At 40.0% G+C, this 25,434-nt stretch carries 18 protein-coding genes and 2 pseudogenes; 9 read left to right on the top strand and 11 right to left on the bottom strand.

Features of this window, described 5'->3' with window-relative positions; all coding sequences use genetic code 11:
* Positions 1–22: 22 nt before the first annotated feature.
* Both NYE65_RS21920 and NYE65_RS21915 read right to left on the bottom strand, forming a co-directional pair.
* Positions 23–3,403: a hypothetical protein gene (locus NYE65_RS21920; RefSeq protein WP_340861677.1), complete on the bottom strand. Its 3,381-nt coding sequence runs from the start codon at positions 3,401–3,403 to the stop codon at positions 23–25.
* A gap of 178 nt (positions 3,404–3,581) precedes the next feature.
* Positions 3,582–3,821: a hypothetical protein gene (locus NYE65_RS21915; RefSeq protein ID WP_340861676.1), complete on the bottom strand. Its 240-nt coding sequence runs from the start codon at positions 3,819–3,821 to the stop codon at positions 3,582–3,584.
* 692 nt (positions 3,822–4,513) lie between these two features.
* Here NYE65_RS21915 and NYE65_RS21910 point away from each other — a divergent pair.
* Entirely contained in the window at positions 4,514–4,993 is a 480-nt protein-coding gene (locus NYE65_RS21910; RefSeq protein WP_340861675.1) for a hypothetical protein, read from the top strand.
* 749 nt (positions 4,994–5,742) lie between these two features.
* Here the strand turns inward: NYE65_RS21910 and NYE65_RS21905 are convergent.
* Positions 5,743–6,666, bottom strand: a complete 924-nt coding sequence (locus NYE65_RS21905) for a hypothetical protein (protein WP_340861674.1) — start codon at positions 6,664–6,666, stop codon at positions 5,743–5,745.
* A 728-nt stretch (positions 6,667–7,394) separates the two neighbouring features.
* Between NYE65_RS21905 and NYE65_RS21900 the strand changes: the two genes are divergently transcribed.
* From NYE65_RS21900 to NYE65_RS21885, 4 genes are all read left to right on the top strand, one after another.
* Entirely contained in the window at positions 7,395–7,628 is a 234-nt protein-coding gene (locus NYE65_RS21900) for a hypothetical protein (RefSeq protein WP_340861673.1), read from the top strand.
* A 2-nt stretch (positions 7,629–7,630) separates the two neighbouring features.
* A complete protein-coding gene (locus NYE65_RS21895) occupies positions 7,631–7,909 on the top strand; it encodes a hypothetical protein (protein ID WP_340861672.1) in 279 nt (92 codons plus the stop codon).
* A gap of 2,011 nt (positions 7,910–9,920) precedes the next feature.
* Positions 9,921–11,792, top strand: a complete 1,872-nt coding sequence (locus NYE65_RS21890; protein ID WP_340861671.1) for an endonuclease/exonuclease/phosphatase family protein — start codon at positions 9,921–9,923, stop codon at positions 11,790–11,792.
* 1,491 nt (positions 11,793–13,283) lie between these two features.
* On the top strand, positions 13,284–13,706 hold the full coding sequence (locus NYE65_RS21885; protein WP_340861670.1) for a hypothetical protein: 423 nt from the start codon (positions 13,284–13,286) through the stop codon (positions 13,704–13,706).
* 1,081 nt (positions 13,707–14,787) lie between these two features.
* Here NYE65_RS21885 and NYE65_RS21880 read toward each other — a convergent pair.
* The 5 genes and pseudogenes from NYE65_RS21880 to NYE65_RS21860 all read right to left on the bottom strand — a co-directional run bounded on the left by NYE65_RS21880 (position 14,788) and on the right by NYE65_RS21860 (position 19,027).
* Positions 14,788–14,913 carry a hypothetical protein gene (locus tag NYE65_RS21880; protein ID WP_340861669.1) on the bottom strand — a complete coding sequence of 42 codons (126 nt, stop codon included), beginning with the start codon at positions 14,911–14,913 and terminating at the stop codon, positions 14,788–14,790.
* Positions 14,914–15,076: 163 nt separating this feature from the next.
* Positions 15,077–15,595 carry a hypothetical protein gene (locus NYE65_RS21875; RefSeq protein WP_340861668.1) on the bottom strand — a complete coding sequence of 173 codons (519 nt, stop codon included), beginning with the start codon at positions 15,593–15,595 and terminating at the stop codon, positions 15,077–15,079.
* A gap of 1,264 nt (positions 15,596–16,859) precedes the next feature.
* Positions 16,860–17,930: a trypsin-like serine peptidase gene (locus NYE65_RS21870; protein ID WP_340862192.1), complete on the bottom strand. Its 1,071-nt coding sequence runs from the start codon at positions 17,928–17,930 to the stop codon at positions 16,860–16,862.
* Positions 17,931–18,050: 120 nt separating this feature from the next.
* Positions 18,051–18,203, bottom strand: a pseudogene (locus NYE65_RS21865) (LysR family transcriptional regulator); the annotation flags it as partial.
* Positions 18,204–18,496: 293 nt separating this feature from the next.
* Positions 18,497–19,027 (bottom strand): hypothetical protein, encoded by a 531-nt coding sequence (locus NYE65_RS21860; protein ID WP_340861667.1) that lies wholly within the window; start codon positions 19,025–19,027, stop codon positions 18,497–18,499.
* A 199-nt stretch (positions 19,028–19,226) separates the two neighbouring features.
* Here NYE65_RS21860 and NYE65_RS21855 point away from each other — a divergent pair, with 199 nt between their 5' ends.
* On the top strand, positions 19,227–19,424 hold the full coding sequence (locus tag NYE65_RS21855; protein WP_340861666.1) for a tyrosine-type recombinase/integrase: 198 nt from the start codon (positions 19,227–19,229) through the stop codon (positions 19,422–19,424).
* Here NYE65_RS21855 and NYE65_RS21850 read toward each other — a convergent pair.
* Positions 19,410–19,664, bottom strand: coding sequence for a hypothetical protein (locus NYE65_RS21850; RefSeq protein WP_340861665.1), 255 nt, complete (start codon positions 19,662–19,664; stop codon positions 19,410–19,412). The genes NYE65_RS21855 and NYE65_RS21850 overlap by 15 nt on opposite strands.
* A gap of 350 nt (positions 19,665–20,014) precedes the next feature.
* Between NYE65_RS21850 and NYE65_RS21845 the strand changes: the two genes are divergently transcribed.
* Both NYE65_RS21845 and NYE65_RS27330 read left to right on the top strand, forming a co-directional pair.
* Entirely contained in the window at positions 20,015–20,161 is a 147-nt protein-coding gene (locus tag NYE65_RS21845) for a BH0509 family protein (RefSeq protein ID WP_192204266.1), read from the top strand.
* Positions 20,162–20,395: 234 nt separating this feature from the next.
* Positions 20,396–20,461, top strand: a pseudogene (locus tag NYE65_RS27330) (hypothetical protein); the annotation flags it as partial.
* A 505-nt stretch (positions 20,462–20,966) separates the two neighbouring features.
* On the opposite strand, the gene NYE65_RS21840 reads toward NYE65_RS27330, so the two are convergent.
* Positions 20,967–22,673: a phage tail tip lysozyme gene (locus tag NYE65_RS21840; RefSeq protein ID WP_340861664.1), complete on the bottom strand. Its 1,707-nt coding sequence runs from the start codon at positions 22,671–22,673 to the stop codon at positions 20,967–20,969.
* Between the two features lie 93 nt (positions 22,674–22,766).
* Entirely contained in the window at positions 22,767–23,522 is a 756-nt protein-coding gene (locus tag NYE65_RS21835) for a YndM family protein (protein WP_340861663.1), read from the bottom strand.
* 1,211 nt (positions 23,523–24,733) lie between these two features.
* Here NYE65_RS21835 and NYE65_RS21830 point away from each other — a divergent pair.
* The gene (locus tag NYE65_RS21830; protein ID WP_340861662.1) at positions 24,734–25,285 is read left to right on the top strand and encodes a hypothetical protein; all 552 of its coding nucleotides are present in this window, start codon (positions 24,734–24,736) and stop codon (positions 25,283–25,285) included.
* Positions 25,286–25,434: the final 149 nt, after the last annotated feature.

The following is a 25,434-nucleotide window of genomic DNA, read 5'->3' as shown; positions in this document are numbered from 1 at the left end:
CTAAGCTATTTGTTATTGACTTTCATTTTCTTGAACTCGTTTCAGCAGGCTCCCAAGCAAATGCCCGACAGTAGGTCTCCCACGGACGAGACTCCCCCTGTGGTCCGAAAGCGGCCTCTACTGATGAGGAGTGCGGATCAATGGCGTCTACACTGCCTTTCTCAGCAGCAAACGGCAACGACGCGCCGTCGATGCGGTGATGACACTCCAACTCAACGGAGGTCGACCAGAATGTAAGGTCAACTGTTGCTACCAATTTTGCAGAGCCGATCAGTGCATTTTCAGACTTTGTGTAGTTGAGGCTGACAGTTAACTCTACAGAAAGTCTCACCAATCCCAGCACTTCAACACTGCCGCCAATCCGTAAGTAGCCGGCGATCTCAACAGAATTATTCTTCACAGTGAAGACAATACCGCCCAACACGTGAACCTCGCCCTTCGCGACCAGAAAGTTCATCGCAACGCTCGCGCCGAACTCGAGTCCTCCGACTAAGCGTTCCAGGCCTTTGTCAGCGCTGACCCCCAGCTCCAAATACCCCCCGCCGCCGAACATCGAAACTGTCGCGAGGAACGGGCGCTCCTTCTTACCGAACGCAAAATCTACGCTGAAGGGTTTATTACTGAGTGACAGTGTAATGCCTGTATCAAGGACCAAGTTCTGTAGGGTTAAAACAGGTCCCAAAGGCAGCGTGGGAACGCTTACCTTATACGTAGCCTTGATTTCCTGGGGAGATACATCGATGTGAGGTCCACCAGGTCCGACTTTTGGCAGTAGGCTCTGCAGCATCTGGACAAACTTGAGCATTCCTTGGAGTTTAGCCTCCTTGATATTGAACTTAATGCTAGGAAGTTGACCAGGAAGAGCAGTGAATTGAAGTTCATTGAATTCTAGCTTTACAACGTCCATCAGATTCAAAGTAAAGTTTGTCAAAACCCCCGTTGTGGTTATCTTTGGCTTTCCGTCGACAATCTCCGAAACAGCCTGGAGGTCGATATACGAGCCGATTTCCGGTTTAAAGGGGCCAATCACCTTATTTTTAAGTTTCTCCTTCCACTTAAAAGTCGCTGTCGGCGTAGTGGCTCCGGCAACTTCCTTCCATATCACTGTAGGCGGGGTGGTGATGCTCGAGAAGATGTCACGGAGCTTGACGACACCAAGCAACTTTGCTTCTGGGCCGAACAGATCGTTTGGGCTCGGGTTCATTGTACCCAGAATCGGGCCTTTGGTTCGTGAGATTTGGTTCACATTGAAATCCGGTGCAGCAAGTGCACCCGTAAGCTCTCCTGCGGACGCAAAAGACAATAGCTTCGAGCCTATCAGGTCAAGTAGCACGTCCGGCTCTCGACCTGGCAGTGCGTTGACAAGAGTGTTGGAAAACGTAACAGGTATAGGATCCTTTTCGCCTAGCAGCTGACGGATCGCCGGTAACGAAACTTTGAGCTGTTTCACCTTCGGATAAAAGCCTGTATCGTTGGAAAATGCGGTACCACCGAATGTCATTGAGTGCACTTCTTGTATTGCACCTTCCACAGGCTCAGTCAGAGATTTCATGGCAAGCGGGATTCTTCGTCCAACAAGCGGCGGTATCACTAACTGGCGGGACGGCCCCCTGTTATACTCATCATTAATGGTTTGAATGTTCCCAGAGTATAATTTACTGACGAACAAAAGCGGCATGGTCAGATTCACAGCTTCCTGTCCTGCCTGTGCACGTACTGAAAATTCGACCGGAGCTCCGCCACGCCTCTTCGGCCAGAAAAGATTTCCGGAGGTGGATTCATCAAGCTGCACCACCCTTGGCTCGATTGTTATGTGCTGAAATGGAAACTCGCGTTCGTGCTTGCCGCCGTAGCCAATCCCGAATTCACGCTCGGCCTCTGTGATGATAAGAAATTTAAACTTGCGCAATGCTGCCACACCAGCTTTGAAGCCCCGTTCAGAAACTTCCACATAGACCGCCTGGTGCCCGAAAGGGAACAGCGCACCGCGTGTAAGCACCCGAACAAAGTAGTCTCGTCCCATCGCCGTCTCGTGGCTCCAGTCCATTTCAGGCCAGTTGCCTGTCGCCGAAAGCCATCCTCCCAACGCGCTAAGGATGAGCCGATCAACCGCGACTGGTTGCTTAGCTGGGTCCCCCCCCAATCGAGCGATGTCATTTAACTGGTTTGCACTCAGTGGGGTTGCTAGGTTATTACCCGGCAGAGCAACAAGAGGTCGTACGTAAAGTCGACCACTGGCCCTTGGGCCCGAGAGACGCAAATGCCACAACTCTGTTACTCCCTGCGGACTGGTTCCCGGGAGTTCACGATGTGAGCAGTTAGACTTCTCCTGAGGAGAGATGATGAGTCGCCAGGGAAGCTCAATAGCCGTTTTATTCGAATCTGGCATCGTTGGTGGATTTGCCGGATCTGTCTTCAGCAGGGTCAGCTGTTTTAGCGCGTTAAGCATTCCCGAAACCGAGAGCAGAACCGACTGCGACTGGTTGACTGAGAACGCGAGACGAGAGGGTCCGGCGAGTCGAGCATCTATGGTGTTGGGCTCCACCACCTCTCCCATATGCTGAGGTGGAAATTCCACAATTACCCGAGCGTCTGCCTGCTCGGGTACGAGCTCTACCATACCATCAGCTCGCACCCGCTCCTTAAGACCTACACCGTGAACATCGAGCTTGACGAGATCTTTCGGACGCAGAACGCTGTAACTCTGGATCGGGCCCGGCCAAATATCAACGACGTTCCAATTGGACCACTTGGACTGTACACCATCAAAGCACCGGTGTAACAACGCGACGCCATTCCAAATCGCGAATACATCGACTTTCGAGCCGCGAGAGACAGCGGTTAGATGATCTCCAAGTTGCCCCCCAAGTGGCGCCCACGTTGGCTCCGTGTCTATGAGCTTACGGTTCCATAGGTGGGTGTCCTTACCCACCACAAATAGATGCTTAGATGTGGCAGCCAATCCGAAGAGATCTCTATGGAGGAAGGAATCCGGATGATTGATATCCTGTGTCGCCTGCCAACCACCATTAAAGCGTTTACACTTCAATGCCTTATTGAAACCCGCGTTCCTTACGAAGAGATCTACTACACCAGGATCCACCGAGACTGCCTCGATCTGCATGCAAGCAAATAGGCCGCCAATCTTGGCGGGTTGTTGGATTACCGCAATCGGCTGACCGCCCAAACGAGTGTGCCACAGGTATTTACGTTGATCCGAAAAGATCACTTCAAATTGATCGTTACCAGTTGTTGCGACTGCGAGTGCTACGTCCTCGGGAAGCACTTCTGTTCGAAGGCGCCCGTACGATACCCAGCCTGACCATTGTGTCCCGTTGTAGCGCCTGTGCATGAGTTCCCACTCCGATCCAGCTGGCTTCGACTTGATGGCAAAGAGCTCCATCCGTCCGTCCCCCGAGACTGTCACCGCCGGCGCAACAGTACCCTGCCCTCCGAGCGATTTCCACGCAGTCCAAGTGACACCGGCTAAGGTCTTGTGCCATAGCTCACCGTCCTCGGCACGCGAAAATAGGTCTACACGATCGGTACTAGGAGAGCAGGCAATCAGTCCTTTGAACCTCCTAGGCATGCTCATAACTCCCCGCTCTGTATAGGGTCCTGCTCTTAAGCGGCTTTCCGGTCTGCACGCGCTTCTCCTCAATTCTACTAAAGCCCACGTTCTTGTTTACCACACTTTCCTCGTAGCACATTCCACTACTGAGGCAAAAGAAGTAGGAGTGTGACCTGTCGAAGGCGCGCCTGCCAAACTCCTCCATCGACCTATATCTTCTAGGATTGCTTTCTATGATGTCTATTTTCATAATGTCCTCCTTATAAACATGGGAAGGTATCTACGATTTTCGCAAACACCGATTAGTCTAAATTCTTTGGATATACGCTACTCCCAACTTTCTAAAGTATTTCAAGTATTTCACGTTATTAATAAAATATACATTTTTTACACTAGTCTGCCTGGCTCTACCTTTCAGTTCAGGGGAATCTTAATCGAGTTAAGTTAACATTGCTGGATGAATTACTCCGTGAGCAAAACTCTTTTACAAGTAAGTAGGTACCGCTGAGAAAATATCTTTTACGTTTGTGCGAAAGTAAGCAGAAATTTCCATAACTATAGCTAAATAAAGTGGTCTAGACGGGACAATATAAAGAGAATAAGTTAATTTACTATTTCTCCAAGGACAGCGATCATTAAGGATCAACAAGGGACCTCTGCAGGTCGTGTGAATTTTTCAGTTCGTGGTTCCATTACTAGGATCAACCTGAAGAACATAGAACTCTGGGTGATAATACCATCCCACAATGGTCTATGGTCGCCCAGGGAGGAAGTGCTACCGTGACGTTGAAACTTCCAGTAAATCCCTAGAAATAAAAGTGGACATTTCAAATCTGATTGAAAGCAAGATGGCATAAAAACTTGCCGAGAGTCGCTCGTATGCATGGAGTATCGATTACCTTAAAAGCATAATATAAGAAATCGAATTTAAGGGGGTATTTTTTGTCTGATCAATATGAGATAGAGTTGAGTAAATCGGAGGTTTCCTCACGTAGAGTAGAAGGCTGTTGCGAATACTCAAGGTACGGGCTTAAAGAACAGGTCACAGCTAGAACGGGTGAAACTGGTGGGGATGTTTTCTATATTAATTACCCTTCTCCTGGATATATACTTGCACACATTGAGGGAGATGACTCATGTATAATCCTCGAAAAATTAATCTTGTACAAAAAAGTTTGGAGTCCCTCAACAGATCCAGATGGGCCCCATGTAGATGAATTAGTTTTGGATGAGAAAGCCCGGGTTGGGGCTGGTGAAGTACTAGAGATCCCAGGTAACTGTGAGTGTGATTTCGAAGTGCATGGATATATTAAATTCATTGCGCCCGCTACGGCGACACCACAAACTTCAGTAAGTGCCAAGTTAATTATAGAGACTGAACATGGTAAAGAAAAAATTAATCTTTTGTTAATGATTATTTGATTTGTTAGGTAAAACCTCGAGAGGAAGGGTGGTGCCTTGTCGATTGGTATGCAATTTAAATAAATTTTATGTTATGGTTTAATTTAGTTGCTGTCGATTTGTTCCACCAAAATATAACTCTTATAAATCTTTTTAAATAATATTAATCCTAAATGGTACTGGAGTTGGACTACATTTTGCATTAATTGTAGCTCAATTCATCCTTTAAATTACCATAGGTGTATATAGTTGAAGTTTCGGTGGCTTTTCTCCCTGTGATGACACTAATCTCAAAGGTAGTCCTTGGGGTGGCTGATTTAAGAAAACCCCCTCCATGACCCCAAACCGTCCTATCGGCTATTTGAATTTATTTATAATTTTCTGCTCCTCATCATTGTCCCTTAATCTCAATGTGCTCTATGGATAAATCCAAACCTACACCTTCAAAAAGCCACCAAGTATGGCAGCTTGAACTTTAACACTTGTCATGCAGCTAAAATAAGAACTACGGTACCTGGCCGTCAATCCGTTTCAAACGTAAAACTGTGTCATGAATACTCCTCAAGATTCACTTCTGGACACTTTCTACGCAATTAGGATGTATCAGATAAATCGAACGCCCGTCCCCTTGGCGTACTTCAGCGTATTCGTATTCCCTACCGTATATACGATGTGCGCATTGCTGAAATTATCATAAGCCAAGGATGGCAGGTCACCGCCTTCAGGATCCACAACCTCTACGATCCATTCGCCGAACCGGCCACGCGAGGCTAATTTAAGCTTGTTTTCGTCGCGTCGCTAAAAGCGATGCGATAACCTCCCCTAATCATAGGATCCCTTGCCACCGAAGGAACAACCGGAAAAACAGTGTCCGTTACAATCTCATTGTGAATCTCTGTTAAACTAAGGTCGAAAACTGATGCCTTCAGCTTGCGATTAGTTTGGTCGTCATAGGCTACACACCATTCAGTGGCTCCTGTTATGGAAGTAGGTCCCGCAATTTTGAATCGACCACTTTCAAGGAGCGACGTAAAGCCAACAATGCCTTTAGAGGGGTCGTCAATTCTCGTTACGCGAACTCTTGTATGAGGCGGATTTGCCGTATAATCCTCGAGTTCCTCGATATACGCAATTAACAATGTTTCATAATCACCTTCAAACACCATTGAGGGGTGCTTACCGATGTTCCAAACGTTGTCTTCCGGTATTAACAAAATTCGCTTAAATTGCCCTGCGACTTTTCTTGTGAAGCCCAGTGAGTTCGTCGTCAAATCGTGAAAAGTGAAGTATGGAGTGTCGCGAAGCTCGGGGTTAATACGTCCCGAGTGAAGTCTAAAATCAAAGCCTGAGACACCACGTGGGTCTCCAAAACGGCTCGTCGGGATAGGCGTTTCTTCCCATAGGTAGTTACGTTTAAACCTATAAATAAGACGGTCGCTGTCATAATCATAAAAGGCTATGTGCGGATTACCCTCGGAGTCGATTTGCAGGCAGACCCGGGAGTCTTGGCCACCGACGAGTCCTTTTCCTGGCACTAACTCGTAGATCCATCCACCGTTAACGTCCCTAGTGGTCAGCATCAGATGGCCACGATCACCAGCATAAGCAATATGAGGATTACTGTTCTTATCGAGTACCAAACAAGCCCCCCCGAACGTGCGTGCGGCAACTGTGTCAAACGAAAACATCGCCATGGGCTTTATCCCCCTTGAAAGATTCTTCAACGAACACTTTTTTCTCATGTTTAATTTTTTTTACTTCTAGCTTCTCCTCTGCATCTTTACAATTTGTACGTGTCTTTCATCCATTTCAAATTTATTTCATGGACTGCTATAAGCGCTTCTTTGGATATAGATAATTTCCAAAGATTATAGTGTATGTAAAGAAGTTCTAGGCCCCGTAATGATCTATATTAAATTTATTTCAAAAATAAAAAATATATTCCAGAATAGGTAAAAATCTAAAGTATAGTTACTTTATAAAAAGATCAAGACCATTTTTTTCAGCTAAGAAAGAAGTAAACAAATTAACAAAATAGGCATGTCAATGGTTAATACATAATGTATTAACAAAATGGAATTCATTTTGTGTCTTTTGCTATAAACTAATTGCTTGTAATTCAGTACGAAACAATTCAGGTACTTCCTGAATTGTTCTTTTGTTTTCCTGAAACTAAACAAACATTCAATTCCACCGGCGAAAAAATAACGAAAAACAATTACAGGCGTTGAGTAAAATTTTGAAGCTGACATATTACGATCAATGTTCCATGTTACAAACTGTCGCCATTTGGCAGACTAGTGGAATAATTCAATGCTGATGAAAGCAAGATGTTATGCATTTGCTAAAAAATGGTCTGCTCATACATAGATCTAAATTAATCTTTTAGGGCATTATTAAAATATTTAAAGGAGGTGTTTTTATGTCTGATCAATATGAAATGGAGTCAAGTGAATCTGAGACTTCCATACGCGAAGTACACAGCTGCTCGTTTTTCAAAGACCTTTGGGAAGACCCAAGGTTAAATCTTAAGAAGCGCGTCACAGCTAGACCGGGTGAAACTGTCTGGGATTATTTTCAGATTAATTTTCCTATGCCGGGATATATAATGGCATACATTGAGGAGATAGTTCCTTTATCCACGTCCAAGAATTAGTCTTGTGGGAAAGACACCTAAAGCCGGTAACCCCGGATCCAGATTCGCCCCCTGACTACCCTGAAGGAGGCTATGAATATTATTTTGAAGAAGTAAACAGGGTTGGGGCAGGTCAAGCGCTAGAGATCCCTGGTGACTCTGCTTGTGATTTTATGGTAGGGGGAATTATTGAATTCGGTGCGCCCGCCACTCAAGCTCCTACCGAAGTGACGGACGACAAGCTGGTTATTAGAAATAATGATTATAATCGAGAATATCCCCTTCTGTTTACGATTACTTAGGTCGATTTTGGTAAACCCGGCAGGGTTTTAATCGTATTGAAAAACGGCCTCCCGTTCAAAGTTCCACTACACAACAACAAAGAGAGCTGTCACAGTGGGTATCCGAAAAATCTCAACCAGATCTCGTAGATTAGATAATTGGGGTTCCCCACATCCATGGCCCTCCTAACAATCCGTAGAGACCCGAAAGGGATTCCCAATTAAAATGAAAATGATACCTATCCGCTGCTTGAGGAGTTGTTATCCACCGTGACACTACTCTTATTATTTCATTTTGATCTTTCTCAATATCAAGCCATAATATTTTACATCAGTCCATTCTGTTCTAAAAAGGCCTGTTCCACCTATCCCCAAGCGAAAAGGAATTAGGTCAATATTATCTGGTAATTCAGTAATGCCATCCCGTGACCTGAATAGATTATCATAACTATATTAATCCAAAACCATCGTTTTTCCCCTTTATCCATGAGATAAACTGAAGTGTCTATTTTTTTGGTTCACTCTTAAACCGTTATATGCGATCAGGTGTAGCAAAATCCTCTCTCCGAACCTGTACCCACTATTTTTAATTTTAAAAATAGATTTTGTCACTTATTATGCGAAGCAAAATTCATTTTGTGTCTTTTGAATTGCTATCAAACTAATTGCTTGTACCTCATTACGAAATTTTCCGGCCTTTTCCTTGCTGCGCTTACTTGGAAAATTTAGAACGAATGTATTCTTTTATATCCAGTGGATCTCGACCGACACTCCCCAATTAGAGCAGCGACATTAATTCTCCAAATTACAACCTAAAAATTAACGGAATACTAATGACATTAGAATCTTTCCATTTAGTCCGAATGCCGCCTGGAAACCTTGAGCATTCAGGCCAATGTGACGCACACTTGGCAAGTCCTCTTTGTAGTTTCAAGACTGGGTTGGCATGCTTGCTAAGTTTTCAAGAATTTCAAGCGGGTTGACGATCGAAAAATTCTTCTTTTAGTTCTTATCACAGGTGAGCCCAGTCCCGCTTGCAAAGACGTCACCACTATTAAGGACTCGGAAGTCTTCAGCATTGCTGTTATCTCTGCCGTTGATGATGTCTCCTGTCCCTCTCTGTTTAATGATTACGGGTACCTATTCGTACCTGGGGTGATGATAAGGGCAGTGTTATAATTGCTCTCAGCCTTAACCGCCACACCATTATTGCTCCAACCCCATACTTCCCTGCCATTTTCACTCCGGCCTAAGACTCCTTTTCCTTCACCTAGGGCTTTTTTAACCGGACAATTTGGTGAAGTTATTACCGGCTTTGACATTAATTAAAATAAAAACAAACTTTCCGAAAGCTCCATCCATCCTAACCCAGCGATGTACATTATTTTTAATTATTAAGCTGATTTCCCTTCAGCTTTTCTCATCTAATGACTTCTATTCAAATAATTAGTGTTGACTTGCTTATCGTATTTTTTTAGTAACAAAGTAATCCACTTTTAAGATTAAAAGAAATAATAATTCCAAAAAGGATTAAAACAACTAAGGCTCTTTGAAAAAAACGTAACAAGATGATTCGTATAAAATAAATAACTACCCAAGGCATTCGATTAACTAGGTGGTTCATTGTGTTTTATAGCAGTACATCCCATTATGAAAATAACTACATATAGAGGATATGTTTACACAAAGCATTATTGTAGGCGTACAGACTTTAATCATGAAGCATTCCATTACCATTATAAAAAGAAAGTGTTTTATGAACCACTCACTATGGTTACGCAGGCACCCTTTTAAATTTGCGATTATGAAGACGAAAGCATGAATTATAACTAACCAATATGGTATCCGTCACATACTATACTCCAACTCAGAGCAACACGAGATTTCGTTCCAGACAAGCCCTTTTGATCTGACTTTGGTAGAGTGTGAATGGAGGGCGTATAAGAAAGCAGTGTGTGACAAAACATAAAAACACGTTCCTTTCTACTAGAAAGCATGGATTTACAAAAAATTAAATAGGGAGATAAAAATTATGGGAAAAGGTCAAAAAAAACATTCAAAGCTATTACTCACTCTTATAATAATCTTTAGTCTTTTTACATTATCTAATACCAATGTTTCTAAGGCGGCCGAAATTATTTCGATTGCAGATGCCCTTGCTAATAATAATGAGACCGCAAAGGCTTCACTTAAATACATCATTCAAAAGGATGACATCCGTATTCATGACATCCAGGGAGAAGGTCATTACTCCCTATATGAAGGACAAAATGTAGCAGATATTGAAGGGATTGTTACTCATATAGCAGATAGTAAAAACTTCTATATGCAGGAATTAAAGCCTGACAATAATGATAAAACAGCTGAAGGAATTTTAGTGTATAAAAAGCCTCATGGAGTTAAAGTTGGGGATATCGTAAAAGTTAGCGGCCAAGTTAAGGAATGGATATTAGATGGAAATAAGTATAAACTGGAAACCGATCTCCCTGTGACAGAAATTAGCGCAACCGCCATTCATGTTACAGCAAATCATCAGAAGCTCCCTGCACCAGTTGTCCTCGGTAAAGACCGTATTCCGCCTACAGAGGTAATTGACAATGACAGCTTCTCAGTATTTGATCCTGAGGAAGATGGCATTGACTTCTATGAAAGCTTAGAGGGAATGCTTGTCCAAGTAGATAATGCAAAAATTGTGGCCCCTCAGACACACGGTGATCTTGTTGTAATTCCTGGAACAATGGAGACAAATACATCAGCTGGCGGTTTGCGTATATCTGAAAATGACTATAACCCAGAAAGACTCATCCTTGATATTAATGACGAAAGCTTTGTAGCTAAAATGGGAGATCGCTTTGCAAGACCTATCAAAGGTGTTGTCAGTTATAACTTTAGTAACTATAAAGTATTAAGTCCCAAAAAAGAATTGCCTACACTCGTACAAGGTTCAAATCAACGTGAAATAACGTCCATTACACCTAATTCTGAAAAATTAACCATTGCGTCTTATAATATAGAGAACTTTTCGACTCAAACAGATGATGTGAAAGTGACCAGACTGGCGGCCGCGATTGTTAATAATATGAAGCAACCGGACATCATCGGACTGATAGAGGTACAGGATAATGATGGTCCAATAGACAGTGGAACAACCGATGCTAGCAAGAGTGCAGCGCTATTAATCGCTAAAATTAAAACTTTGGGAGGTCTTAGATACACTTATACAGATATTGCACCAGAAGACAAAGCCGAAGGGGGTCTTACTCCAGGAAATATTCGGGTGGGATTTCTTTATAATTCAGACCGTGTATCATTGATGGAAGGTACTAAAGGCACTGCGACACAAGCAGTAGGATTTAAAAATGGAAAGCTGACTTTAAATCCTGGTCGTATTGACCCAACAAATCCTGCCTTCCATTCAAGCCGTAAACCATTAGCAGCACAGTTCGAATTTAATGGAAAAAGCGTTATTGTGGTTGGAAACCATTTTAATTCTAAACAGGAGGACCTGCCGTTATTTGGTAAAGTACAGCCCCCTATATTAAAAACTGAAGTTAAGCGGATGAAAATTGCCAATATCGTCAATGCCTTTGTCAAGGATGTTCAATCGAAGGATTCGAATGCAAGAATTGTATTATTAGGCGACTTTAATGATTTTGAATTCTCAAAACCTTTAAAAGCATTAAAAGGTTATGAATTAACGAATATGATTGAGAAGGTTCCTGCAGAAGAACGATATACGTTTAACTTTCAAGGAAATGCCCAGGTGCTTGACCATATTCTTGTATCTAATAACATGGCTGCAAATACGCAGGTAGATATTCTCCACATTAACTCAGGTTTTATGGAAGAGCACGGCCGTGCAAGCGACCATGACCCTGTTTTAATCCAAACCCTTGTTAGATAAGGATGTTGTATGCAAAGGATAATGAAATATAAAGGATAGATTAAAAAAATGGAAATCCGAGTTCCTGACTTTCTTGGCTTTACTTATGGAATATTGCTAGTTTAGCCGTCATTTATGCCCCGTCTTCAGATCCAATTGTGGAATGTCATGTTCCTCGGTTGTTTACTTTATAGAATTAGCTTATGGGACATCAGTCAAAAGGGAATGGTGGTGGCAGCAAAAATCATTGGATTTAGTGTTGACGAACTAATGGTAGAACCCAACTTGATTACCAGGAACGAGAAGATTTCCGTAACGTAATTAAATTTCTTAATTACCGGTCGAACTATAGCCCCTGTTCACTGTCTCCTTTAAAGCGTCTTATAAGTAAGTAGACATTAAAAAGTCGCTTAAATAGCGGCTTTTTAATGTTTGAAAAGACTACAGCTTAGGCTAACGGTTCATAAGCCAAGACTCATCCATTACCCAGGCGCCCAAATGTTTGTACAGTTTGCCCTACACTAGCGATACACTGTCTTTTATCCTGTAAGCAAGTCGCCCGAATTAATAAACAAAGTTCTCCGAGTTGGCGATCCTCATTTTGTCAGGTTTGCATCCTTATATTTATCTAAGCAATGGCTACGTCGGCAGCTTTTTTACAAAAGCGATAGCTGTAGTCGCTCCAGCCCGCAACCTGTAATAAGTGCCACTTTCCCTTTTAATTTTGTAGTTCGGATTTTCGATAATTGGCCGGGGAACACATTAACTCTTCAAATTCCGGATGGCGTAGCTCGCGTTGTTCCGGTTAGAATTTCCTCGTAACGGATTACTATGTTCAAATTTTTTCAATCTAGACTCCCCCATAACCATACAATTAACGGTTAATTTCATACTCATCAGGGTTATTAAAATGACACATGTCAAAGTATCATCTGAATGCCCGCTCACAATTGGCTCGACAAGCACTGCGCGATTGTCCGGAAGAAAGGTGCTTTTACCTCTGTTGCTCCCCAGTATAAACGTCCAATGTTCTCTACCCTTATTCAGTTCTAAATATGATTCCCAATATGAACCATCATTAAATTTATATGAGTTAGATAAATAATATTGCTTGCCGTAACTGACAGAGATTTTGTAATTCGTTACCTTGTTCTACTAAAACTTAACTCTCTTAGTCATGAAATATAAAAAATCTTCGGCAAATTTATCATTGCATATCATGGTTAAATTATCTGTTTATAAAAAAATGAAACGAAATAATGTACGTTTTATTTGTACGTGGTCAGAATGTGGTCATCAATAGTAGTATCAGAACCACCTTTTCCATTATTCCGATATTTGTAGTTAAATATCTTGTTGGGACGGGTTCATGAATTCATGTATCAATTAACAGCTAGTTGAAATGATGATTGCTAGCCCAATTTACTGAAGACAATCTTCATTTATACTGTATCCGGAATAAGATAAGATATTATCAAAAACTAAAGCAAAAATATTGTAGGAGTTGATCCAATGAATAACTTTTATATGCATAATGGATGGCCACATACAAATGCAGGGAATCCCTCGCAACAAGTGCCAAATACGATGAACAGGCTACATGCCAATAGACGTATAGATTTAGATCATCAAACAGCATCAACAGTGTTTCTTAGGGAGGGTTTCAAACGGTATTATTGGGATTGGGACTATGGTGTTCGGATAAAAGGTAATGAATACGTGGACATTCGTTTGATTGGCGAAGAAAATCATGTGCTTATTAGTGCAGGATTCAGTATTGATAATAGATCTCAAGTAGCACTCGTGAAAAACATATATGCAGTACAAACTACTCCCATTTTCCAACATATCATGGCTATTACACTTCATAGTGCGGAACCAGTAAACGATGAGTCATTAGTTGGAATGTGGCTGCTGGTTAAAGAATTGAAATAGAATAGTTCGAGCACGTTTCGTATTAGTTTCAATTCTAGCTTTAAATGACCGCTTATAAAGTTCATACTGATTGTTTTTATTATTTGGTTGATAGTTTACAAAGTTCAAATGTTTTATAAGTTTCGTTTATTATTTTATATTTATTTTTGGCCCAAGGAAGATAACCTTGATTCCACAATTGTGGAGAGGGGTAATTTAAATGGTTTTTCACTCTCCCTGTACTAGTGATTCTGACTGTGAAACCAGCGACCCGATTTTTTAGAATCCACTTCTTGCATTGTTTTACAGACCTGAAAAAATAGTGGAATATATCATTATGAAATCCAAATACGCTGAAAAACAAAGCTCCTGTTAGAAGAGATTGCAGAATCAGAAGTCTGAAAGCTGATAAAAGAACTAGTCGACCTAACTGGCGGAATGATTGTTCTTACCCTATGAAAAGATGAATCGGTTATAATAGATGAGTCGATTAGTGAATTCTTCCTGCTGAACTGTCGGAATAGATGCTTATAGCCAGGAGATTCTTTTATTGAAGCACTGATTTATGTAATGTCAGAAGATCTACATATCGATCAATGCATGAAATTTGCCACTTATATCAGTGCTATGAGGGGGCTTTCCCTTCTGCATGTTTTTTTACCCTCAATTCCCTTAACGCCCACGCCCTGGTTAACCACACTCTTTTACAAGACTATCCAAAATCTAACGATTCAATGATCAATTCTGAGGTAGAGACCGATATGCAAACTATCCTGAAAATAGTGGAACTAGGTCGAAGTATTCGTAATGCCAAAAACATGAAGGTTAAGCAGCCTTTACAGCAAATAATTGTTTGGCGTAGTAACGGAGAACGTTTTTTAAGCGCCTATACAGCAATCATTAAAGACGAACTTAAGTTAAAGATGTCGTTTATACAGAGGATAGTGTTTTATCCATTAAGGGTTGAAACAGCAACAATGAATAAAAAGATTATTGCTAATATTGCATCTCATCTCGTAGTTGTTCTTTTCAGTGGCATCCAGCTAAACTTCCCCATTAGGTGTTGCAGCTCGTTTAATAGGTACAGTTGAAGCCATTCGCTCTAGACAATTATCCAATTATCGTTTGGAGCAAATTTCTCATAAAAGGGCGTTTCTACCATTCCTGGTGCCACTCCATTTACGATAATTCCATATTCAATTAGCTCTCTGTACATCCCAATCGTCATCTACTCCAGCATCCTTAACCGAGAAAACGAATATTGATGGTCTAGTTACTTTCACTTACACGAATTCACAAGCATCTTTTTGACTCTTACATCTCCTTTAATTTTTTAAATATGTTATTTAATAAGGAATGGTCGTTTTCAGGTCATTTTGTTTCGTATTACCCTAAATAATCACTAATTTGAGAGGAACTTTCTGATTTGAACCAGCCCCTGTATCAATAACCATTTTGACATCTAATGTATGTGGTGCCACTGAATCGGGAACGAATATTTCAATATCCCCTTGCACTTCATACCCACAACCACAATCAAGTGGAATCTCTATCACTTCACCTGACTCAAACTCCTCTATTTCCGTCATTTCAACAGAATAACTATTCCTTAGGTGAGGAGGAACATCCCAATCCCTATCTCGGCGTAATTCTATTTCGAATAAGTTTAAATTTGAAACCTTAATATAAGGAGTATCTTCAGGTTCCAAATACACTTGAATAAATCCTCTACGAAGGTTAGGGATGAAGAACCATTTTCTAAATGTAGCATTACGTTCAACTGTTATGTCTTTTTCAAGCCCATATCTAAATTTTTCTCCCAGCATTTCGGTGGGGTAATGATAATTTACCGGGCAACAGCCTGAACGAGCCTCCGATTCATTCGGATTTAACTCATTATGCTCAAACATTATATCACCTCTTTTGATTTATTACTTTGTATTATCTCGGTAAGACAAAGAATTATTCAAAGGAATTGCTATGGATAAAATTATGATTAGATATACGTCCGCTTCTACAGGCGTAGTTTAAACTAAGGGCTCGTACTTTTTATAGCACTGAGTAATAATTTATTCTTAAATGAAAAACTCTCCTTACTAGTGAAAATTCAATCATAACGGAGGGCTATTTCTATTTAAATTATTCACCTCCAAGTGATTCCCACTCACTTCATATGGAATCAACTAAAGTCCTCCACCATAGCTCCCCATCCTCGGCACGTGCAAAGAGATCCACTCGATTGGCTCTCGGAGAGCAAGAAATAAGTCCTTTGAACTTCCTAGTCGCTTGTTACCTCCATCTATATACTTTCCTGATTTGATTAGATATCTTTTTGGAAATTTTCCATTTTTTCATTCATTATACATTATCTCTTGACACACTTAATTTGTTGTTACTGTTACTATTTATGCTTAATTTTTTTCATGTAAAAGAATATCTTGATGAGCAGGTGGTTGTTGATACATACTAACTGTAAACACATGTTTCCGTTTCTATTACTTTAAATTGAACATCAACTTGATAAAGAATTATGCGAAGAAAAAGCAACCAAATCAAAAAGAAGGTTGCTTTTTTTTCGCATAATTAATATGTTCCCTAAAATTTTTACTTCTTTTAAAGATGTTCTCGCCAATTCGATTCCCACAGTCACATTTACCTTCATAAAAATCTTATGTTTCTGATAACCTTGTTAATATTGTTTCACTTATCATATGTTCATTTGAATTGAATCCGGGATTTAAGAATAATTGGACTCTCATATTTTTTGGTATAGATACAATGCTTTTTGTTTTCTGTAACTTCAATACCATCTACACAGTATTCAGATAAACCATTAAAACCTGCAACCCACTCTTTTACCTTTCCTGATTTCTTATAAATTTTAATTTGCTTGTTATAACAATTTTTGGTAGAGACCCCTACAAAGTTTTGATTTACACTCTTGAACAAACCATTCTTTATAATATGCGCGGATTATATAAACGTATTTATCGGGTGGTTCAGGTATGCTTAAAATATTGACTGTTTCTGATTCCCACCCACCTCAAGAGCAAATCTTCTTCATTAAAATTGATTTATTCTTTCATGTAAATCTCCCTTAAAACTCTTCTTAATATCCAAAATTAGTTTTGAGCATTATTTGTCACTCTAGTTCACCTCAAGTTTATCTGTTTCTTATGGGTAATCAACAAGGGCTCTTTGGATTAGATTAACCATATGTGCGCCACCACTGGCCACATTTTCATCAGATAATCCCGCACTTTGAACTGCCACTACATGTGGTTTTGAATCCCAATAACCGAAAAAGGGACCACCTGACTGTCCTTTATATGTGTCAGCCTTATGAAAAATCCGAATATGATCTTCACTATCCCAGAACGAGCCTTTTAGAGCAATATCTTTTTGATACGTAGGCCTATAATTGCCAGCCAGATCCCAAGGATACCCAACATGGATAAAGTTAGGTTGGTCGTTCCAACTTTTAGAATAAATCTTGTGATTCATCCATCCAGTTTTGTCTCCTATTCGCGTGTTAAGAACTACAACTACATAGTCGTGTTTGTATTCATCATCGGTCATCCCATCATTTGGATCCACTATTACTTCCGGAACGTAAACTTTTGTAGCGAACGACTCACCGAATGGTTTACTTGTATCGTAGAGAGCTGGAGCGAAAGTCAACCAATCGGTTGTACCGTCACTTTTCCATTTAATCATATGTGCTGCAGTCAACAGATGCCGAGGTCCTACCATGACACCAGTGCCTTTACCATTAGGTGTTTCTACTCGACCAATGGTACTCCAAGGATACGCAGTATCTTGGAAGACTTTCCTATCATCTGGGGGAAAAACAGTCCTAACATGCAGTTCCTTTGGCAAAGAACATGGTACAGGACGGAATGGAAGATGATCAGGAATGTATGCATCGGTCTGACCTACCATTAGTTCTCTTTTAGGTATAAATTTCTCAATCTGCATCGGCGGGGGAAAGGCATGGACCCCAAGTGCTGGATTCTGAATAGAAAGTTTTACCTCATATTGAAATGTATCTTTCGTATCATTAATTTCTTCTGTTTTAACCAAATCTACTTCTACCTGGGGTTTCGACTCCCCTGCAAGCATAACTATTAACTCAATAGGAAGGTTCGGTTCACTAAGTTTATCCCTAGATTGAATTTCTTCTATACTTTGTGGGTTGGGTGGATCTTCTAGGTTTTTTACTTCTTTGTTTTTATTATTTGACATGGATTTACTCTCCTTTAAAACCAATTTTCGGCAGTTAGTAAATAATAAAGCATAGTGAAGGGAAGGTACGATTCCCCGTTCTCCAAGATACTCTTCAAACATCGTTCTATAACTGCATCCTTTCTCGTTCACAATCAAACACTCGCTTATCTTTTGATTTTCGTAGCTTTTATCTAAAATATTCAGTGAACAGTCAGGGCTTCCAACAAGGACAATAGGTTCGTCCAATAACGAATGGACGGTTAAATCTGAATCCTGCAACTGTGGCAACATGACAAATGCAATATCTGCATTACCATTAAGTATAAACTCTTGTTATCTCCGCAGGTGGCGTTACTTAAACTGATGCTTACATATATTTATGAAGTTTCTTAAAAAGGTCATCCTATTTGGCAATGAACCAAAATCATAGGATTTATTCTCCACATAACTACGAAAAATCTAAAGAAACTTTCCTTTATTTATGTGACCAACTAAAAAGTTGCTTCTAGAAGGTGATTATTGCGAAATCTATATGGTTGGATGAAGAAGCACCCTTGGGCCCGCCTATACGGTGTCATAATTAATCAAGAACAATTTCTTGTACAAAGTATAGAATCGGTATAACGAACAATTTTACCGGTGTCACTGTCATGTAGCTTTAGATTAACCTCTAACCTTCCTTCCTTGTCTGAGATTATTCTAAAACGTGTTCCGAAATTCGGCTTTAGTGGATAGCCAGCGCCCTGATAGCTAGGATTCGGATCATATCCATGTTTTTCAAATTTTACAACTCCGTCTATATCTGTAAACAATAAATCAAGGGCTAGTTTAGGTTTGATAAACGGATTGGGACGAGGAGTTTCACTTATATCAACATAGTACCAAATGTCAAAAATGAAGTCGGAGTAACATACATTAACTTCTCCGCATTCACTACTGAAAAGTTTTTGATTAATAGGAGTCGCATCTCCAGTACAGCTTAGATTTGCAGGTTTTATTGTAATTCCCAGACAAATATCCGGGCTCCAGGAAATTCTTGTACCCAATTTTTGCTGTCCCTGTGGCTGATTTTGATCAAATTCGGGTGCGGTGATAGGCTCTTTTTTATTAATCATGATTAGTTCTCCTTTCTCTGTGTTCCTTTTGGCATCGCGCCAACCGTTGGATTACACTCTATAAATTTTTTAACTCACTTAGTTTGTGACGCAAAACTATTTTTATACCTCACATTCGGATTCCACAAACGTTCAATCACTTTGTTCCCTACCACTCCCTGCGGCAACCTTATTTCTGTTGAACTAACCATCTGAAAAAATGGAATGTGATTTTGCGATCTTATCCCTCTTCATAGGAAGCAGCATCCGGGTGAATGAGTTATCAAACTTAAGACTACGAGACTTGGATTTCGAGGGAAAACAAATACATGTATTACGCAAGGGTGGAAAAAAGGATGTAGTGGCAGTCTCTCCTCCGTCTATGCAGGACATAAAAGATTATCTAGCTGTGCATTAAAACGTCCCTTTTTTCTCCCTTACCCATAACGCTCCCCGAATTGATTAACGTAGCATGGGTTATAGATGGTACAATTTCTTCAATATGATGTGTAACATATAAAATGGTTGTGCCGTTCGGTGCAGCAGTCATATCTTCAATAGATGTTAACAGCTCTTCTTTAGAGTAAATATCCAGTCCATTGCAAGGCTCATCTAAGATTAATAATCGCAGTGAAGACATGAGGGCCCTTGCAATCATTACTTTTCCTTTTTTCACCTTGAGAGAGTGTGTGGTTGAATTGCGCTGACTCTCTAAGCTTTCGCTGGTCAAACTCTAAAAGCAGCATAATTCCCACTTTTTTGTGTCCAACTTATTGAATCAAATCCCTAATCCTTAACAAAAATCAGGCTTTGGCAATTCGACCTTGCCTCTTTAACTGCTTCAAAGTAGATAGATAAATAACATTTCTATATTATTTCCTGAAAATTCATCTATATTTGATATTTGTTTAATCTCACATTGAGATATATAATAAAAATAAGAAAAAAAGAAAGCGTTTTCAATTTTTAAATACTTCGTTACTTCTCATACTATAAGGAGGATTTAAAATGAGCCAAGTAGAAAGAAATTCCAAATTGCAGAAATTAATTGAGCAACAAAAATTCAATGAGAAAGAAATTTCCAGGATGACAGATTCACAGATTGAATATTATCACTGGCTCTATTTTGATGACTCTGTTTATGATTATATGTAACTCAAATATAAAATGATAAAAAGCGGGAAAAACATTGATAATTCAGGGTTTCCCGCTTTTACTTTTATCACTTTCAGAAATAATCCAACAACATTAAGGGATCATATAAATCCAGAATCTTATCATCCAGCTGGTAACGAGGACATTTATAATTATTACAAGAGCAGACTCTTAATGGGTTTTGCTCTTTTTTTAATATCAATAAAATGTGCAGTTGAACGCCAGTAGGTCCTTTTATTCGCTCATCAATTTGAAGGCGGATGGAATCAAGGCCGTAAAGGACCAAGTGTAGTAGATGTAACTTTCTTATATTGAAGATGAAAAGGGGAGTAAGACTTCACACACATAGTTTGAAATTCATCAAGTTTGCATAAGATAAATTATAGGAAGTTGTAAAAATATAAAATTCACTGTCTCAAAATGAAAAGTAATCTTGTTGTAGTGAGACGGAATAAAAGTTTTCAAAAAAAGTACATATCTTACACGTGTCATTTCACAGAACTTTCACACTTGTTCATTATATAATATAGATACTCCTTATTTTGACCACTGAATACGATTGTCCAGGACCAGTCGTATTCAGAAAAAACCTCTAAGTTCTTTCCCTTAGAGGTTTTTTTATTGAATCTCATTGTAACGAGTATTCTTAAATTTTGAGACAGAATTAAAAATTTAAATTATTTTTCATATTATCATAGTGACAAAAGAACATTGACCTGGTTGATATATCACATTTCGAACCGTTTTCGGAAACCCTGGAGTTTTATCCCAATTTAAGACAGAAGCTACAACAGCTGCTTATCCCTCATACCCTTACTCTTGCAAATCGCTTGTAAATGGCATCAGCATATTTTTTGCGGTCACCTAAAACTGGATTACCTGCTATTTCATACATTCTCTCCCACTTAAGTACTGCATTGTCAATATTTTTAATTTTCTTGAAATTATCCAAATTACCTACATAGTTTTTCACTTGTTTTTTAATATAATCGTCTTCAGTTAACTCCCACCAAATGAATTTAAGTTGGGTGTATAAGTCCCATTCATCCCAATCATGTGAGTGAGCCCACTTCACTAGTGTGTCCCAACGTCCTGAATGTCTAGTTGACCTTTTAGCATATTTAGTCTCCCACTGAGCAAGTCCTCGTCCAGGCCAATCCCAATCGGGCTTATTTGTTCGTCTATTACGTTGTATTGCACGTGGGTTCATTTCAGATTCCTGTTGTAAGTTACCCATAATACCAGCAGTAGCTTCATCTGAAAATCCTAAGTCTTTAAAAAATTCCCAGACTTTTTTAAAGTTATCACCGCCTGGTGATGGTCCGCCTCCCACTCTGGTATTGGGTATTTTGATAATTTTTCCAACTTGAAGATTGTTTGGGTCGTGAATATCTGGATTTGCCTTTCTAACCTCATCCAAATTTACTTGATATATTTCTGCTATCTTCCAGAGACTGTCACCTGGTTGAACCGTATACTTTTGCATTTGTGGATTGGTGTTATCAGGTCCTCCCGCAGCATTTGGTAGATTAATCACTTCTCCAACTCGAAGATTGTTTGGATTGTGAATATCTGGATTTGCTTTTATTAAGTCTTCAAAATTTACTTGATATTTTTCTGCTATCTTCCAGAAGTCCTCTCCTTGTTGAACCGTATGCGTATGCACTTGGGGAGGGACATTTAAAGGCCCTCTTGCATTTGGTAGATTGATCACTTGCCCAACTTGAAGTATGTTTGGGTCGTGAATATCTGGATTTGCTTTTATTAAGTCATCAAAATTTACCTGATATGTTTTTGCTATCTTCCAGAAGTCCTCTCCTTGTTGAACCGTATGCGTATGCACCTGGGGAGGGACATTTAAAGGCCTTCTTGCATTTGGTAAATTGATTACTTTTCCAACTGGAAGTATGTTTGGGTCGTGAATATCTGGATTTGCTTTTATTAAGTCATCAAAATTTACCTGATATGTTTCTGCTATCTTCCAGAGGCTGTCATTTGGTTGAACCGTATACTTTTGCATTTGTGGATTGGTGTTAACAGGTCCTCCCGCAGCCTCATCCAAATATGCAGGGCGTCCAAAGCCAACAATCTTCCACGTTGGAGTTCCGCTAATGGAACGCTTGCGACGTAGTACTTGTCCACCATTAGCGTTCGAACTACTTCCTGTGTTACCCTCGATAGTTTGCACAGTGTTACTATCAATTACTTTCTCTACCCATCCGATATGGCAAATGCGCTCGCCGTTATGAAAGAATGCATAATCACCTTTCTTCGGGGTTCTATACCACGCGCCTTTCTTCTTAAAAAACTCAGAATGGTACGGGGTGTAAGCAAACTTACCGCATATATCCGTAGCCCCTACTTGATTTGCACACCATGCTTGAAACATATCACACCAATATTGACCGTCTTGCCCGTACCACTTTCCGTATTTTGTCTTGTCTACCGGTGTTTCGGTTTGGCCAATTTCTGCTGTTATAACCGCGCCGAGCGCCGAAATTTTACATGCCATTAGTCCTCGCCTCCTAGATATTTCAGGGTTTGCTCTTTGCTCAGATTGTTCTTCAGGGTCTGCCTCAGATAACTAATTACCTGTATTTTCCATCTACCCTTGCTTGATTACGTCCTTTATTTCTTCATCTTCTTTGTTTGTATTTTCATCGTTTCCTTGATATTCCGGGGTTTGCTCAGGTTGCTCTTCAGGGTCTGCCTCAGATAGTCTATTACCTGTATTTTCTAGCAAGCCTTGCTCGATAACGTCCTTTATTTCTTCTTCTTCTTTGTTTGTATTTTCATCACCTCCTTGATATTCCGGGGTTTGCTCAGGTTGCTCTTCAGGGTCTGCCTCAGATAGCCAGTTACCGGTATTTTCCAGCTTCCCTTGCTTGATAAGGTCCTCATCACTAATTATTTCGTTTGTAATATCTGTCATTACGTCTGAAAGGACTGGTGTCAGTTCTTTTGATGCTTCTGTTTGGTATTGTAGTGTGTTTGCTGGCCGTTGTCTTGTCGATTTGTCAGGTAGAATGTTGTTGGACAAGTAACGATGGAACATGTATTCAAATAATGCAACACCAATAGCAGCGATGAGCGACATAATCAGCTCATCATCCCCGTATGTTAGGTTCTCACTCATCAACCAGATGACGACAAATGCCAAGCCAAAATCAGTAATTGTTGCCACAGTATTGTTTGTTCTAGGTAAAATCAGTAAATCACCAATGAAATACGCTGCAGCACACAGAACAAGTGTTATTAGAAAGATGTTTCTAAATGCCATGTCAAAAAATAAACCGAGAATGATGGACAAAAGGATAAGATTTGATACAAATTTTACCGCAAAAGCCTTAACGTGTTTCATGTAAATAACTCCTCCTTTTTTTGTAGTGTGCTAAGACTTTTAAAATTTATTCAAGCGTTGAGTTCGTATTTTAAATATTCAGTCTTCTATTTTCATCCTCACTTTCTCATTTACTTTAATAATTAACAGCTGTCACCTTTTTGAACTGTATGCTCTCGCACTTGAGGAGTGAGGGTAACAGGTCCTCCTTGAGTCGGTGTGGAATATTTCTGTAACAATGCCCATGTTTCTTTTCCGACTATTCCATCCACCTTTAGATGATGGTCTATTTAATACCTTACAGCCTGGTCTGTTTTCAAGCCAAAATCTGAATCAATGGCCCCTGGAGAGAATCCTGCATTTTGAAGTGCTATTTGAATGCTAGGGCCCTTTGAGCCTTTTTTAATTGCTAGTCGGGTGATTATACATTTAAAGAAGTTGCTAAAAAGCCAATACCTTGGTACATAAAGGATTGGCTTTTGATCGTTTTTTATCGTTTATGTATGATTCTTACATCGTTGATAAATCAATGTTTTCGGCTTCTGAAAAAGGCCTGATGATTGCATAAAAAAGTGGAGTTTTATTCAATCTCTTATTCAATATAATGGCCCGTTTGTTGAATAAGAAAAGCGGGCATTCTCTATTGAAGCATCGCATCATCTATAAAGCCACTAAGACAGCCGTGCAAGTATACTGCACGGCTGTCTTAGTGTTCTTGTTTTGGACTTGTTATGGTTTCCATGTAACAGTATTCCTACTGGCCGATAAACTTTCTAGCGCATCGCCTTCTCTCCTAAATATTATATGGAGTGACAAAGTGTTCTTTTAGGGACGTTTCATCTTACAGCGGTATTATATTTCTGCTTCTAATTCGCTTCTACATTCTTCCAATATTTGTTTCTTTGAATAATCATCAGTCATAGAAAATAATTCCTGATTCATCTTTTTTTCTGCTAATTCGGTTAAAATTTCATCAGCCTCATCATGTCCTATTTCTCTAATATAATTACTTTCAAATCCAGCAAACTTGATTACCTCTAGAGCAACGTCACAAATTTAATAACGACAAGAAAGTAAGGACATTTTCTCAGTCATAAAATAGGCATAGTCACAGGGGTGCTACTCGATAAACCAAAATTTGGAATAATACTTAGTCTTTTAACAGGTGACCCTAACATTGTCTGTTTTTATTCGTACAGAATCGCAGACGTGACACAAAAGGAGGAAAAACAATGGAAAGTAATCCTAAGGAATACCAAGCAGAGGTCGAAGCAAACCGATTGTTCTATCCCGTTACTCTTGAGATGACCGATTTAGCCAAACCTATCATTAAGGAAGTGGAGATTACGCCTGAAATTTCCAGCATCTTGGGTATGCCTATGTTTGCCAATCATCACATACTGGTGAATGCAAAGTCCATGACCTTTCAAGGCTATCTGTATAATAGCAACAGGCCTGACCCGGTTGCAACATTAAAAGACGTGAGAGTGACTGCAACGAAGTATCAAAACCCGAGTGGCAGGTATGAAGTCCGGGTGTATCTTGATTACTACATCACTTCTCACGGATTCCATTCTGATGGTCTCCGACAGGCGTTGATTTTCAAGAATCGGGATGGTGGTGTTATCCACACGAGGGATTTTCAGTACGATATGGTCTGGTTCAAATGCGGATGGAATGGTGTATACAGGCAACACACCTTCCTTGACACTACTTACGTGAGTTGGTTTGACCTCTGGGAGGGCATTACACACAAAGTTGATGGTGTTTCCCTCCCGTGTTAGGGACTCGGTAGGAAGTTGCACACAATAATTAAATAAAATATGGCGTACATTGCGCCTAACCCTGAACGTTAATAGTCATTGACAGGATAATGCTATGCTTTAAGTACTATGAAGTTTTTGCCGATAATGACTCTTCTTTGGCAACTTCA

Source organism: Peribacillus sp. FSL R5-0717 (genome assembly GCF_038002945.1).
Classification (GTDB): Bacteria; Bacillota; Bacilli; order Bacillales; family DSM-1321; genus Peribacillus; species Peribacillus frigoritolerans.
This window is presented reverse-complemented; position numbering and strand designations above follow the sequence as displayed.